The sequence below is a fragment of the Nocardia terpenica genome (genome assembly GCF_013186535.1).
GTDB lineage: Bacteria > Actinomycetota > Actinomycetes > Mycobacteriales > Mycobacteriaceae > Nocardia > Nocardia terpenica.
Window position 1 is genome coordinate 1,460,865 of record NZ_JABMCZ010000001.1, and the last position, 15,353, is coordinate 1,476,217.

At 68.9% G+C, this 15,353-nt stretch carries 9 protein-coding genes and 1 riboswitch; of the genes, 2 read left to right on the plus strand and 7 right to left on the minus strand.

The genetic code is table 11. The annotated features are described in order from the left end of the window. Nucleotides 1-30: 30 nt before the first annotated feature. Nucleotides 31-3,534: a carboxylic acid reductase gene (gene car, locus HPY32_RS06920; RefSeq protein WP_171982731.1), complete on the plus strand. Its 3,504-nt coding sequence runs from the start codon at nt 31-33 to the stop codon at nt 3,532-3,534. Nucleotides 3,535-3,971: 437 nt separating this feature from the next. Continuing rightward, nucleotides 3,972-7,475 carry a carboxylic acid reductase gene (gene car, locus HPY32_RS06925; protein ID WP_067592375.1) on the plus strand — a complete coding sequence of 1,168 codons (3,504 nt, stop codon included), beginning with the start codon at nt 3,972-3,974 and terminating at the stop codon, nt 7,473-7,475. Here car (HPY32_RS06925) and pnuC read toward each other — a convergent pair whose 3' ends face one another. The 7 genes from pnuC to HPY32_RS06960 form a co-directional block, all read right to left on the minus strand. Further along, the gene (pnuC, locus tag HPY32_RS06930; RefSeq protein ID WP_067592368.1) at nt 7,476-8,105 is read right to left on the minus strand and encodes a nicotinamide riboside transporter PnuC; all 630 of its coding nucleotides are present in this window, start codon (nt 8,103-8,105) and stop codon (nt 7,476-7,478) included. A 101-nt stretch (nt 8,106-8,206) separates the two neighbouring features. Beyond that, nucleotides 8,207-8,335: riboswitch (FMN riboswitch) on the minus strand. 358 nt (nt 8,336-8,693) lie between these two features. Further along, the gene (locus HPY32_RS06935) at nt 8,694-9,980 is read right to left on the minus strand and encodes a dihydrolipoamide acetyltransferase family protein (RefSeq protein WP_171982732.1); all 1,287 of its coding nucleotides are present in this window, start codon (nt 9,978-9,980) and stop codon (nt 8,694-8,696) included. Between the two features lie 16 nt (nt 9,981-9,996). Further along, on the minus strand, nt 9,997-11,001 hold the full coding sequence (locus HPY32_RS06940) for an alpha-ketoacid dehydrogenase subunit beta (protein WP_197696581.1): 1,005 nt from the start codon (nt 10,999-11,001) through the stop codon (nt 9,997-9,999). Between the two features lie 23 nt (nt 11,002-11,024). Next, complete coding sequence (gene pdhA, locus HPY32_RS06945) at nt 11,025-12,104, minus strand: pyruvate dehydrogenase (acetyl-transferring) E1 component subunit alpha (RefSeq protein WP_067592364.1); 1,080 nt, start codon at nt 12,102-12,104, stop codon at nt 11,025-11,027. 9 nt (nt 12,105-12,113) lie between these two features. Further along, a complete protein-coding gene (gene lpdA / locus HPY32_RS06950) occupies nt 12,114-13,568 on the minus strand; it encodes a dihydrolipoyl dehydrogenase (protein WP_067592362.1) in 1,455 nt (484 codons plus the stop codon). Between the two features lie 148 nt (nt 13,569-13,716). Beyond that, entirely contained in the window at nt 13,717-14,907 is a 1,191-nt protein-coding gene (locus HPY32_RS06955) for a PucR family transcriptional regulator (RefSeq protein ID WP_067592359.1), read from the minus strand. Nucleotides 14,908-14,938: 31 nt separating this feature from the next. Then, on the minus strand, nt 14,939-15,325 hold the full coding sequence (locus HPY32_RS06960; RefSeq protein WP_067592345.1) for a RidA family protein: 387 nt from the start codon (nt 15,323-15,325) through the stop codon (nt 14,939-14,941). Nucleotides 15,326-15,353 lie beyond the last annotated feature (28 nt).

A 15,353-nucleotide genomic window follows, 5' to 3' on the forward strand; every position in this document is an offset into this window, starting at 1 on the left:
TCGAACGAAGTGGATCGAGGAGCCCGGCGGATGGACGCTGAAGCGGAGTACGAGGAGCTGGCACGGCGTGCCGAGGAACTGATCGCGAGCGACGATCAGATCGCCGCCGCCGTACCGGACGAATCGGTGAGTACGACCCTGCAGGATCCGGGGCTGCGGCTGTCGCAGCTCGTCGCGACGGTCATGGAAGCGTACGCGGATCGGCCCGCGGTGGGGCAGCGGGCGGTGGAGTTCGTCGCCGACGAGTCGGGCCGCCGCCGCACCACGCTGCTGCCGCGGTTCGACACCATCACCTACGGTGAGCTGTGGCAGCGGGTGCGCGCGATCGCCGCCGCCTGGTATCACGATGCCGAAAGGCCGGTACGCGCAGGCGATTTCGTCGCGATTCTGGGCTTCACCAGCATCGATTACACCATTGTCGACGTGGCGTGCGCGATCACCGGCACCGTCGGGGTGCCGTTGCAGGCGGGGGCCTCGCTGGCGCAGCTGCGGCCGATCGTGTCCGAGACCGAGCCGCGGGTGTTGGCGAGCAATGTCGAACAGCTCGACGCGGCAGTCGAACTCGTGCTGGCCGCCGATTCGGTGCGCTCGCTGATCGTCTTCGACTACCACGCCGAGGACGACGTGCACCGTGCCGCCGTCGAGACCGCGCGCCGCCGCCTGGCCGACAGCCCGGTGCTGGTCGAAACCCTGGACGCGGTGCTCGCCCGGGGCCGCGAACTGCCGGCCGTGCCGCTGTACACCGGCGGCGCCGCCGACGACCTGGGCCTGCTCATCTACACCTCCGGCAGCACCGGAACCCCCAAGGGCGCAATGTATCCCGAGTGGCTGGTGAGCCGCTTCTGGCGGGTCGCCGGGGATATGCCGCTGCCGTCGATCGGCATGAGCTTCATGCCGATGAGCCACGTCGCCGGGCGGGCGTCGCTGCTGTCGTCGCTGGCGCGCGGCGGCACCGTGTATTTCGCGGCGAAGAGCGATATGTCGACGCTGTTCGACGACATCGCGCTGGTGCGGCCGACCATCCTGTTCTTCGTTCCGCGCGTGTGCGACATGGTGTTCCAGCGCTTCCAGAGCGAGACCGACCGCCGGGTGGCGGCGGGCGAGGCGCGCGAGCAGGCCGAGCGCGAGGTGAAAGTCGAACTGCGCGACCACTTCCTGGGCGGCAGGTTCATCGTCGCGCTGGTCGGCAGCGCCCCGCTGTCGGCGGATATGCGCGCGTTCATGGAGTCGCTGCTCGGGCTCGGGCTGATCGACGGCTACGGTGCCACCGAGACCGGCGGCGGCGTGCTGATGAACAACCAGCTGCAGCGGCCGCCGGTGACCGACTACAAGCTGATCGACGTCCCCGACCTCGGCTACTTCGGCACCGACAAGCCTTATCCCCGTGGCGAATTGCTGATCAAGTCGGCCACCCTGATTCCGGGCTACTACAAGCGGCCCGAGATCAACCAGGAGATCTTCGACGCCGACGGCTTCTACCGCACCGGCGACGTCATGGCCGAGATCGGTCCCGACCAGCTGGTGTACGTCGATCGCCGCAACAATGTGCTGAAGCTGTCGCAGGGCGAGTTCGTGGCGGTGTCCAAGCTGGAGGCGCTGTATATCAGCAGCCCGCTGGTGCGGCAGATGTATGTGTACGGCAGCAGCGAGCGCGCGTATCTGCTCGCGGTGATCGTGCCGACCGCCGAGGCGATCGCCGCGCATCCGAATGCCGGTGAGCTGAAGGCGGCGCTGAGCGAGTCGCTGCAGCAGGTCGCCAAGGACGCCGAGTTGAACTCCTACGAGATCCCGCGCGACTTCCTGCTCGAGACCGAGCCGTTCAGCATGGAGAACGGGCTGCTGTCGGGCATCGCGAAGCTGTTGCGCCCCAAGCTGAAGGAGCGCTACGGCGAGCGGCTCGAGCAGCTGTACGCCGAGCTGGCGGCCGAGCAGGCCAATGAGCTACAGGCGTTGCGCCGCGATGCCCGCGATCTGCCGGTGGTGGAGACGGTCGCTCGCGCGGCCCGTGCCCTGCTCGGCGTGACCGATGCGGAGCTGCGCGCGGACGCGCATTTCGCCGATCTGGGCGGGGATTCGCTGTCGGCGCTGTCGCTGTCGAATCTGTTGCAGGAGATCTTCGAGGTCGAGGTGCCGGTCGGTGTGATCGTCAGCCCGGCCAACGATCTGCGGCAGCTGGCCGATTACATCGAGTCCGAACGCGATTCGGGTGGGAAGCGGCCGACGGTGGGTTCGGTGCACGGCACCGGCACGCAGATCCGGGCCGCGGATCTCACGCTGGACAAGTTCCTCGACGCCGAAACCCTGTCCGCCGCCGGGGGTTTGCCGCGTCCGTCGCAGCCGCCGCGCACGGTGCTGCTCACCGGGGCGAACGGCTATCTGGGTCGCTTCCTGGCGCTGGAATGGCTGGAGCGGCTGCACGATTCGGGCGGCACGCTGATCTGCGTGATCCGCGGCAGCAGCGCCGAGGCGGCGCGTAGGCGGCTGGACGAGGTGTTCGACAGCGGTGATCCGGAGCTGGTGCGGCACTACGCCGAGCTGGCCGAGGGGACCCTCGAGGTGTTGCCCGGCGATATCGGTGAGCCGAATCTCGGTCTGGGCGAGCAGGAGTGGCGGCGGCTGGCGGAGACGGTCGATCTGATCGTGCATCCGGCGGCGCTGGTGAACCACGTGCTGCCGTACGGACAGTTGTTCGGGCCCAACGTGGTCGGTACCGCGGAGGTGATCCGGCTGGCGCTGACGGCGCGGATCAAGCCGGTGACGTACCTGTCGACGGTGGGTGTGGCGGATCAGATCGCGCCCGAGGTGTTCACCGAGGACGGCGACATCCGCGAGACCAGCGCGGTGCGGACGCTGAGCGACAGCTACGCCAACGGGTACGGCAACAGCAAGTGGGCCGGTGAGGTGCTGTTGCGGGAGGCGCACGATCTGTGCGGTCTGCCGGTGGCGGTGTTCCGGTCGGACATGATCCTGGCGCACAGCCGGTACGCCGGTCAGCTCAACGTCCCGGACGTCTTCACGCGCCTGCTGCTGAGCCTGCTGGCCACCGGCGTCGCCCCGAAGTCGTTCTACCAGCTGGATGCGCAGGGCAACCGGCAGCGGGCGCACTACGACGGCCTGCCCGCGGACTTCACCGCCGAGGCCATCACCACCCTCGGCACGCAGGTCGTGTCCGGCTTCGAGACCTTCGACGTGCTCAACCCGCACGACGACGGGATCTCGTTGGACGAGTTCGTGGATTGGCTGATCGAGGCGGGCCACCCGCTGGAACGAATCGACGATTTCGACCAGTGGTACGCCCGTTTCGACACCGCGCTGCGCGCCCTGCCCGAACAGCAGCGCCAGCACTCGCTGATCCCGCTGCTGCGCGCCTACCAGCACCCCGCACCCCCGCTGCGCGGAGCGGCCCTGCCCGCCAAGAAGTTCCAGTCCGCGGTCCAATCCGCCCACCTGGGCCCCGACAACGACATCCCCCACCTCACGGCGGCCCTCATCGAGAAGTACGCCACCGACCTGAAACTCCGCAACCTCCTCTGACCACCCCACCCGCCCGCCCAGCGCCGCGCGGGCCTGTCCCGTCATCCCGGCCAAAAGCACGCCGGGATGACGGGATTTTTCGTGCCGGGGGTGGCGGGATTTTTCGTGCCGGGATGGCGGGATCGTTCGTGCCGGGGTGGCAGGATTTTTCGTGCCGGGACGGCGGGATCGTTGGTGCCGGGACGACGGGATCGTTGGTGGCGGGATGGCGGGATCGTTGGTGCCGGGGACATATTTGTACCGCCGTGGCGGGACGGTTGACGTCTCACGTCTTCCCGGTGGTGGCCTCAATCCTTGTTCCCGGTGGGTCTTTTGCCGGGAAGAATTGGGGTTTCGGTCGTTATTCATCCTGGCTGTCGGTGGCGCTAACGTCGGAGTGGTAGGGATGTATCGTGCGGTGCGCCGCAGGTTGGGATGGTTGAGCGACCCAGGGAGGGATGGTCGTGGCGAATAATGCGTGGCAGGAGCAGCGGGAGCGGCGCAGAGTCGCGGTGCTGGAGGACGAGCAGGTTCGCCGGGCGGCACCGGTACCGGATGTGCTCGAGGAGTTGTTGCGGCCGGGGCTGGCGCTGGCGCGCATCGTCGCCATCGCGGCGGAACGCTACGGCGATCGGCCCGCTCTCGCCCACCGCGCCACCGAACTGGTCACCGACGAATCGGGCCGGACGATACGGCGATTGCTGCCCCGCTACGACACCATCACCTATCGCGAGATGTTCGAGCGGGTGCGGGATTTGGCGGCCGCCTGGCACCACGATGCCGAAAAGCCGGTGCGCTCCGGCGATTTCGCGTGCACCATCGGCTTCACCAGCAGCGACTACGCCATCGTCGACCTGGCCTGCACCTACCTCGGCCTGGTGTCGGTGCCGATGCAGGCGGGCGCCGCGGTGGCACAATGGAATTCGATCACCGCCGAGACCCGCCCGCGCGTGATCGCCACCTCGCTGGAACAGCTCACCTCCGCCGTCGAATCCATTATCACCGGCACCGCGCCGGAGCGGGTGCTGGTCTTCGACTACGAGCCCGGCGACGACACCCACCGCGCCACACTGGAATCCGCGCGCACCCGGCTGCGGGAGGCGGGCATCGCGGTGCTGCTGGAAACCTTCGGCGAGGCGCTCGAGCGCGGCCGCACCCTGCCCGACGCCCCGCTGTTCGAGCCCGAATCCGACGACGCGCTGCGGCTGCTGATCTACACCTCCGGCAGCACCGGCGCACCCAAGGGCGCCATCTACACCGACCGCCTCGCCGCCGCCATGTGGCAGTTCGTGGTCGGAAACCCGGTGCCCTCGATCAGCTTTCACTACATGCCGCTCAGTCACGTTGCGGGACGGCTGATCCTGGGCGGCACCCTGGCGCGCGGTGGCACCGCCTACTTCGCCGCCGCCAGCGACCTGTCCACGATATTCGACGATTTCGAGCTGGTGCGCCCCACCGAGCTGTACTTCGTGCCGCGGGTGTGCGAGATGCTTTTCCAGCGGTTCCAGAGCGACGTCGACCGCCGCGTGGTGGCGGGGGAGGACCGCGCGACGGCCGAGGCCGAGGTGCGCGCCGACCTGCGCGAGCGCGTGCTCGGCGGGCGGCACCTGGTGGCGCTGTGCGCGAGCGCGCCGCTGTCGGCGGAGATGCGGGCGTTCATGGAATCGGTGCTGGAACTACAGCTGCACGACGGCTACGGCTCCACCGAGGCCGGGGCCGGGCTGTTCGTCGACGACGTGGTGAAGCGCCCGCCGGTGCTGGACTACAAGCTCGTCGACGTGCCCGAACTGGGCTACTTCCGCAGCGACAAGCCGCATCCGCGCGGCGAACTGCTGGTCAAGACGACGCAAATGTTCCCCGGCTACTACAAGCGCCCCGAGATCACGGCGGAGATGTTCGACGAGGACGGCTTCTACCGCACCGGCGACGTGGTGGCCGAGGTCGAGCCGGACCGGCTGGTCTACGTGGATCGGCGCAACAATGTGCTCAAGCTGTCGCAGGGCGAATTCGTCACCGTCGCAAAGCTGGAGGCGATATTTTCTACCAGCCCGCTGATCCGGCAGATCTACGTGTACGGCAGCAGCGAGCGCGCCTTCCTGCTCGCGGTCATCGTGCCCACCGCCGAGGCGCTGGCCCTGGACCCCGCGAAACGCAAGGCGGCCGTGGGCGAATCGCTGCAACGCATCGCGAAGGAGGCCGAGCTGAACTCCTACGAGATTCCGCGCGACTTCCTCCTCGAGACCGAGCCGTTCACCACCGCGAACGGCCTGCTGTCCGGCATCGGAAAGGTGTTGCGGCCCAAGCTGAGGGACCGCTACGGCGAGCGGCTGGAACGGATGTACGCCGAGCTGGCGCGCGAGCGGGCCGACGAACTGCTCGCGTTGCGACGCGATGCCGCGGACCGGCCGGTGCTGGAGACGGTGAGCCGGGCGGCGCGGGCACTGCTGGGAGTCGCCGAGGCCGAACTGTCCCCGGATGCGCATTTCGCGGAGCTGGGCGGTGATTCGCTGTCGGCGCTGTCGCTGTCGAATCTGTTGCAGGAGATCTTCGCGGTGTCGGTGCCGGTCGGTGTGATCGTCGGCCCGGCCACCGATCTGCGGCAGCTGGCGGCCTATATCGAGAACGAACGCGAATCCGGCTCTGCCCGGCCGAGTTTCGCTTCCGTACACAGCGGCGGCACCGAGATTCGCGCGGCGGATCTGGCGCTGGACAAGTTCATCGACGCCGAAACCCTGTCCGCCGCCGCCGGTTCGACGCACGCTCCGCAGCCGCCGCGCACGGTGCTGCTCACCGGCGCCAACGGCTATCTCGGTCGCTTCCTGGCATTGGAATGGCTACGGCGACTACGTGATTCGGACGGAACCCTGATCTGCCTGGTGCGCGGCGGTACTGCCGACGCGGCCCGGCAGCGCCTGGACGCCGTCTTCGCCGACGACCCGGATCTCACCCGCGACTACCGGGAACTGTCCGACTCCCGGCTCCGGGTACTGGCGGGCGATGTCGCCGAACCGAATCTCGGCCTGGGCGAGCGGGAGTGGCGGCGGCTGGCCGAATCGGTCGATCTGATCGTGCATCCGGCGGCGCTGGTGAACCACGTGCTGCCCTACGACCAGCTGTTCGGGCCGAATGTGGTCGGCACGGCGGAGGCGATCCGGCTGGCGATCACCACGCGGATCAAACCGATCACCTACCTGTCCACGGTGTCCGCGCTCGCGCAGATCGATCCCGCCGTCTTCGACGAGGACGGGGACATGCGCGACATGAGCCCGGTCCGAGTGCTCGACGACAGTTACGCCAACGGGTACGGCAACAGCAAGTGGGCCGGTGAGGTGCTGTTGCGGGAGGCGCACGATCTGTGCGGCCTGCCGGTGGCGGTGTTCCGGTCGGACATGATCCTGGCGCACAGCCGGTATTCCGGTCAGCTCAACGTGCCCGATATCTTCACCCGGCTGATGCTGAGCCTGCTGATGACCGGTATCGCCCCGAAGTCGTTCTACCAGCTGGACGCGCGGGGCAACCGGCAGCGTGCCCATTACGAGGGGCTGCCAGCCGATTTCACCGCCGAGGCCATCGCCACGCTCGGCGGCCGAGTGACGGCGGGCTACGAATCCTTCGACGTGCTCAATCCGCACGACGACGGAATCTCGTTGGACGAGTTCGTGGATTGGCTGATCGAGGCGGGCCATCCGCTGGAACGGATCGATGATTTCGCGGAATGGTTCGCGCGCTTCGACACCGCGCTGCGGGCCCTGCCCGAACAGCAGCGCCAGCACACCGTGCTCCCGCTGCTGCACGCCTACCGTCGCCCGGCGCCGCCGACCCGCGGCACGGCGGTGCCCGCCAAGAAGTTCCGAGCCGCGGTGCAGCAGAACGGGATCGGACCCGACGGCGACATTCCGCACCTGACCCGAGAACTGATCGACAAGTACGTGCGAGACCTGCGGGTGCGGGGACTGCTGTGACTAGGCGGTGGCGGTCGTCGGCTCCGCCTGCCGCAGGCGGTATTCGCGCCGCCAGCGGTTGAAGCCGAGCAGGACCAGGACGAAGAACGCGCCGTACACGGCGCCGGAGACATACAGTCCGGATTTGAATGCCAGCGGAACCCCGGCCGCGTCGACGAGCATCCAGATGATCCAGAAGTCGACCAGCGCGCGGCTCTGGGCGAAGGTGGCGACCGCGCTGCCGACGAAGATATACGCGTTCACCCACGGTGACCAGGCGATGTGCAGCCAGGGCAGGTGCACGAACAATTCGGCCACGACCACCGTGCCCAGGACCAGGCCGGAGAGCAGGACCAGCCGCTCGCGTGCGGTCGCCGGGCGAACCAGCAGGCCCTGTGCGTCGCGATTGCCGCGGGTCCAGGCGACCCAGCCGTACACCGCGAGCACGCAGAACAGCAGCTGCTTGAGCGCATTGCCCGGGACGTGCGCGTGCAGCGAGGCGGCCAACAGCAGCAGGGCCCCGACGAACTGCACGGGCCAGGTCCACATGGTCTTGCGCATGGCCAGCCAGACCACCGCCAGCGAGGCGATATTGCCGATCAGATCGGTCCAGAGAATGTGTTCGCCGAACAGCGAGAATCCCGCATTCACGCGGCACCCCGGCTCGTCGGATGGACGGTGCGCATCTCCCGGACCTCCTCGATCCCCATTGGCTCCGGGGTACGCGAAAGATCCGAGCAGAACTCGGCCCCGCGCGCTGCCTCCCATCCGGACTCTCACCGTCGGTCCCGGAATTGCACCGGGTCGACCGGCCGCTGGCTGCGACCGGCTCGCGGACTGTCACCGCCGGTTCGGACTTCCACCGACCCCGGAGCACGCTTGTGGTGGGGAACCACCGTGGTGCGGGGGAATATTCCCGCAAGCGGGTTCCCGGCCAAAAGCATGCCGGGAACTGGAGTTGTGAGCATGCGGGGAACTGGAGTTGTGAGCATGCGGGGAGCTGGGGCGTGAGCATGCGGGGAGCTGGCGCGTGAGCGTGCCGGGAGGTGGAGTGTGAGTGCGCGGGGATGGAGTGTGAGCGCGCGGGGAGTTGGAGTGTGAGCGCGCGGGGATGGAGTGTGAGCCTGCCGGGAACTGGAAGGTGCCGGATGTCGGGCGGTGCCGAAATGCGCAGTGCCGCCGGTGGTTGGCCACCGGCGGCACTGCTCTTCCCGGGCCTCGCAAACCTGGGAGTCGGGGCTACGCGATGATGCGCAGGGGGTGTTCCAGGAGGGCCTTGAACTGTTGGAGGAAGCTTGCGGCTACCGCGCCGTCGATGGCGCGGTGGTCGGCGGAGAGGGTGACGCGCAGGATTTTTCGCGCGACGACGGTGTCGCCGTCGAGGCGGAGTTCGTCCTGGGCGGCGCCGACGGCCAGGATGGCCGACTCCGGGGGGTTGATGACCGCGGTGAACTGCTCGATGCCGAACATGCCGAGGTTCGAGATGGTGAACGTGCCGCCGCCCATCTCGTCGGCGCGCAGCTTGCGATCGCGGGACCGCTCGGCCTTGTCGCGGGACTCGGCGGCGATCTCGGACACGCTCTTGCGGTCGGCGTCGCGGATCACCGGCACCAGCAGACCGGCCGGGGTGGCCACCGCGATACCGAGGTGAATACCCTTGTGCCGCAACAGCTTGTCACCGGCGAAGGTGACATTGCAGGACGGATCGGTGCGCAGCGTCGAGGCCACCGCCTTCACCAGCAGGTCGTTGACGCTGACCTTGCCCTTGCCCGCGGCCTCCAGCGTCGCATTGATCTGCACCCGGAACGTCAGCAGGTCGGTGACGTCGATCGCGCTGGTCAGGTAGATGTGGGGGGCCTGCTGCTTGCTCTCGGCGAGCCGCTTGGCCGACACCTCCTGAATGCGGGTCAGGGGGATCTCGTCGTAGTCGGCGGAAGCGGGAGCGGGTGCCGCCGCCGGGGCCGTGGGCTGCGCCGTCGCAGGCTGAGCCGCGGCCTGCATGGGCGCGGAACCCGCTGCCCGCGCGGCGGATTCGATATCCTGCTTGGTGATCCGCCCGCCCGGACCGGTGCCCGTCACCGTCGCGATGTCCACGCCGAGCTCGACGGCGATCCTGCGGGCCAGCGGCGAGGACTTGGGCCGACGGCCGTTCGATGCGGTCGGACGATCCACGCTCGGGGCCGAATCGGTCTGTGCACCATCGTTTCCGGTGGTGGCACTCACCGGAGCGTCGGACTCGGGTGCCGTGGGAGTGGCAACAGGGGCTGGTTTCGATGCGGTGGCCGAGCCACTCCCATCACCGAGCAGCGCGATAGTCTCACCGATCGGCACGCGCGAACCCGCCTCGGCGAGAATCTGTTCCAGCACACCGTCGTCGTAGGCCTCCAGTTCCATGAGGGCCTTGTCGGTCTCGATCTCGGCGAGGATGTCGCCGCGCGCGACCGAGTCGCCGACCTGCTTGAGCCAGGACACGACGACGCCGTCCTCCATGGTGTCGGAGAGGCGGGGCATGGTGATTTCGGGCATGGGTATCGTCGTCCTCTCAGCCGCGGCCGGCGGCGGTCAGCGGCTTGCGGCCGACGGCCGCGAGCGTCTCGAGCGCGGCGGTGTACAGGGAATCGGCGGACGGCAGCGCGATCTGCTCCAGCGGCTTGGCATACGGCAGCGGCACTTCCGCCATCGCCACGCGGCGCACCGGCGCGTCCAGGTAGTCGAAGGCGCCGTCGGAGATCGACGCCGCGACCTCCGCGCCGATGCCGTAGGTGAGCCAGTCGTCCTCGCCCACCACGACACAGCCGGTCTTGCGCGCCGAGGCGACGAGGGTGTCCCGGTCCAGCGGCCGCAGGCTGCGCAGATCGATCACCTCCGCCGAGATCCCGTCGGCGGCAAGCCGTTCCGCGACCTGGGCGGCGACCGTGGCCATCCGCGAGTAGCCGATCAGCGTGATGTCGGTGCCCTCCCGGGTCACCGCCGCCTTGCCGATCTGCGCGGGCGGAAGATCCTCGGGCACTTCGCCCTTGGTGTTGTAGAGCGCCAGGTTCTCCAGGAACAGCACCGGATCGTCGTCGTCGATCGCGGCCTTCAGCAGGGCGCGGGCATCGGCCGGGGTCGCGGGCGCGACCACCTTCAGGCCCGGCACGAACGCGTAGTACAGCTCGATGTTCTGCGAGTGCGTCGCGCCGAGCTGCTGGCCGCCGCCGCCCGGGGTGCGGATCACCATCGGCACGCTGGTCTGCCCGCCGAACATGCCGTAGATCTTGGCGGCGTGGTTGACGATCTGGTCCAGCGCCAGCAGCGAGAAGTTGATCGTCATGATCTCCACGACCGGGCGCAGCCCGAGCATGGCGGCGCCGATGGCCGCGCCGACGAAACCCTCCTCGGCGATCGGGGTGTCGCGCACCCGCTTCTCGCCGAACTCGGCCAGCAGGCCCGCGGTGATCTTGTAGGAACCCTCGAAGACGCCGATCTCCTCACCGATCAGGAAGACGTCCTCGTCGCGCCGCATCTCCTCGCGGAGGGTTTCGCGCAGCGCTTCACGATAGGTCATGACAGGCACGGTGGTGAGATCCTTTACGCGGTGAACAGCGGGTCGGCGGGCAGGCGGCGGTCCTCGCCCGGCACCGGCGTGGCATAGGTGTAGTCGAACAGGCTCGACGGGTCCGGATGCGGGCTGGTGTCGGCGAATTCGACGGCCGCCTCGACACCGGCGCGCACCTCGCGCTCGATCTCCTCGGCCGCGGCCTCGTCCAGCAGGCCCGCCTCGATCAGCTCGGAACGGAAGCGCGACACCGGATCATGGTCGCGGGCGACCGAAACATCCTCGCTGCTGCGGTATTTCGCGGGGTCGACCACCGAGTGGCCCTTCAGGCGGTAGCTGATCGCCTCCAGCAGCGCGGGTTTGCCTTCGCTGCGGGCGGTCTCGATGAGCTGGGACGCGATGTCGCGCACCGCCAGCACATCGGTGCCGTCGACCTGCTCGCCGCGCATCCGGTAGGCGGCCGCGCGCTTGTACAGGTCGGGTTCGGCCGAGGAGCGCTCGACGGAGGTGCCCATGCCGAGCTGGTTGTTGATCACCAGGAACACCACCGGCAGGCCCCACAGCGCCGCGATGTTCAGCGACTCGTGGAACGCGCCGATATTCGTTGTGCCCTCGCCCATCTGGCACACCACGACGTCGTCGCCGTCGCGGTAGTCGATGGCCAGCGCCGCGCCCACGGCCAGCGGAATCTGGCCGCCCACGATGGCGTAGCCGCCCAGCAGCCGACTCGCGGTGTCGTACATGTGCATCGAGCCGCCCCAGCCCTTGGAGGTGCCGGTGGAGCGCCCGTACAGCTCGGCCATCACGCGGCCGGGCTCGATGCCCTTGGCCAGCGCGTAGCCGTGCTCGCGGTAGTTGGTGAACAGGTAGTCGGTGGGCCGCATGGCCGCGCCGAGCCCGACGACCGTCGCCTCCTCACCGAGATTCAGGTGGCAGTAGCCACCGATCTTGGCCTGCGTATAGCCCTGCGCGGTGCGCTCCTCGAACCGCCGCACGAACAGCATGTCGCGGTAATACCCACGCAGCGTCTCCGAATTCTCGCCCCCGGACGGACTTTTGGGCTTGGCTGCTTTGGAACGAGAGGTTTTGCGTGGCTCGGTTGTCGTCGTCATGCTGACTCCTCAGCGCTTCTTGCGCGGCGCGATGTGCACGGGCAGTCCCAGTCCGGCCAGGGCCGTCTCCATGCCGATCTCGCCGAGGGTGGGGTGGGCGTGGATGGTGTCGGCGAGCTCGTCGAGCGTCGCCTCCAGCGAAATCGCCAGGGCGCCTTCGGTGATCAGGTCGCTGGCCGACGGGCCGATGATGTGCACGCCCAGCACTTCCTGATGCCGCTGCCCGGCAACGATTTTCATGAAGCCCTCGGTCTCGCCGAAGGTCTTGGCCCGGCCCAGCGCCGCGAACGGGAAGCGGGTGGTGATCACCTCGTGTCCGGCCGCGCGGGCGGCGGCCTCGGTGAGCCCGACGCTGGCGATCTCCGGGTGGGTGAAGGTGGCCGCGGGGATCACCGTGTAGTCGATGCGGGCGTCGTGCCCGGCGATCACGTCGGCGGCGGTCAGGCCCTGATGCGAGGCGACGTGCGCGAGCAGCGCCTTGCCGGTGACATCGCCGATGGCGTACACGTGCTCGACGCCGGTGCGCAGCTGCTCGTCGACCTCGATGAATCCCCGGGCGTCCGTGGCGATTCCGGCGGCATCGAGGCCGAGGTCGGCGGTGTTGGGGCGGCGGCCGACGCCGACCAGCACCACGTCGGCGTCGATCTCGCGGGCCTTCGGGCCGTCGACGCTCACCCGCAGCGCATCGGTCTGCGCGATGGCGGTCACCGTGGAACCGGTGAGCACGGTGATGCCGCGCTTGCCGAAGGACCGGCCGAGCGCGTTGCCGATGTCCTTGTCCTCCAACGGAACCAGGCGGTCCTGCATCTCGACGACGGTGACATCGCTGCCGAAGGTGGCGAACAGGCTGGCCCATTCCGCGCCGACCGCGCTGCCGCCGATGATCACGATCCGCTTCGGCACCTCGGTCAGCCCGAACGCGCCGTCGGAGGTGATCACGCCCGGCAGATCGCCGCCGGGGATGGGCAGCCGCGCGGGCACCGAGCCGGTGGCGACAATGATGTCGCGGGCGCTGACCTGCTGGGTCGCCGCTCCCGACGGGGCGGCCGCATAGCGCGGGCCGTCGGGGAAGATCGGTGACGGACCGGCCTCGTGCACCTCGACGGTGGTGGGTCCGGTGAAGCGGGCGTGGCCCTCGATCACGGTGACCCCGTTGGCGGCGAGCAGCCCGGCGACGCCGTCGGTCAGCTCCTTGACGATGCCGTCCTTACGTGTGCGGACGGTGCCGAAGTCGTAGCGCACATTGTCGGCGTAGACGCCGAAATCCGCTGCGGCGCTGATGGTCTGGAAGACTTCGGCGGACCGCAGCATGGCCTTGGTGGGGATGCAGCCCCAGTTCAGGCAGACGCCGCCGGGCCGCTCCTTCTCCACCAGTCCGACCGACAGGCCACGCTGGGCGGCCCGGATCGCGGCCACATAGCCGCCCGGACCGCCGCCGATCACCAGAAGATCGAATTCCTGCACTCGTGGTGCTCCTCGAGCTCGAACGTTCTCGGCCCACGCCCGGATGTGGCGTGGGTCATCCGAGTCGAGTCTTGTCGCCACCGAATGCACAAACAATGACTTCGAAGCCTAGTAATCCGGACATGAAATTGGGCGCATCGCCCAATGGTCAGTCGGTCGCGCCGAGCTTCAGCGCCGCCAGGGCGAGGGAGAGCTCGAGGTAGCGCCGCTGCCCTTCCAGTGGCCGCCCGAGCAGTGTCGATATGCGTTGCAGGCGGTTGATGACGGTGTTGCGGTGGCAGTGCAGGCGGGGCGCGGCGTTGGCGGCGGAGCAGTTCTCGGCGAGCCAGATGGTGAGGGTTTGCAGCAGGATGTCGCGTTCCTTGGCGGGGAGCGCGAGGACCGGGCCGAGGGTGTGGGTGCGCAGGAGTGCGGTGAGGTCGGGGGAGCGCACGAGCAGTGCCTCCGGGTAGCGCTCGTCCAGGGAGACCAAACCCGTTGCGTCCGAGGGTAATGTCTCGAGGGCGACCAGGGCCAGTGCGTGGGCGGTGCCGATCTGCGCGAGGCCGGGGACGGCGGGGGAGGCTCCGGCCCGGCCCCGCATCTGCGGCCGAAGCTGGTGCAGCACATCGGATCCGGCGCGGTGTTCCAGCGAGACCAGGCCGATGGTGGTGTCGATGCGGTCGTGCCAGACGGAGCGGATTCCCCACGCCGCCAAGGCCGTTTCCGCGCCGGTGCGCAGCGGGCGTCCCTCGCCCTGGGCGGCGACCACGAGGTAGTCGCCGTGGGCGGGCAGGGTGAGTTCGCGGGCGGCGCGGGCGGCGAAGGTGGCGTCGTGGGCGCGCCCGGCGAGCAGGTCCTCGATGAGCGCGTGGCGGCGGCGTTCGTCGCGGCGCACCTGTTCGAGTTCGGTGTTGCGGTAGGCGGTGACCAGGGCCGAGGACAGGCCGTCGATGACCGTCCACATGGCGGTGCCGGTTTCGCGGATTTCCTGCGGGGCGACGTTGTCGGCCTTGTCCAGCAGCGCTTCCCAGACGATGCCGCCGCCGAGCCGGAAGGTGCGCAGCATCGCCTCCAGCGGCACGCCCTGTTCGGCGCGGTGGCGGCCGATGGCGGCGGCGACGTCGTCGCGTTCGGGGTCGGTCGCCGCGCCGCCGAGCAGGTCGAGGATGCGGGTGAGGTAGCGGCGGCAGCCGTCGCGCAGGTCGGCCCGGGGCACCGAGGTGTAGTCGGTCCATTCCGGGTTGTCGGTGAAGATCGCCGAGATCAGTCGCCCGGTCAGCCCCGGAATATCGGCTCGGCACGCCGCGGCCAATTTGCGGGTGCCGGGCGTGGAGAGGGCGGGGTGGGGCGCTGCCACGGCATTCCACGCTACCGGTGGCGGCGCCCGGTCAGTGCGCGACCGCCGCGACGGCCTCGATCTCGATCAGCACGTCGGGCCGGAACAGTCCGGCGACCTGCACGAGGGTGCTGGTCGGCGGCCGGGTGGTGTCGATGAATTCGTCGCGTACGGTGCGCACGATGGTCAGGGCCGAGGTGTCGACGACGTAATAGGTCAGTTTGAAGACGTCGGCCCAGGTGGCTCCGGCTCCCTCGAGCGCTTTCCCGATATTGCGGAATGCGAGCCGGGTCTGGTTCTCCCATCCCTGCGCCACGGTGCCGTCGGTGTCGATGGGGACCTGCCCCGAGGTCCACACCAGCCTGCTGCCCGCCGGAATGGCGGCGACGTGGCTGTATCCGTTGGTCTGTGGCATGCCTGCCGGATTGGTCAGCTCCATGGGCTCATCCTGCCGAATCCGGCAATCG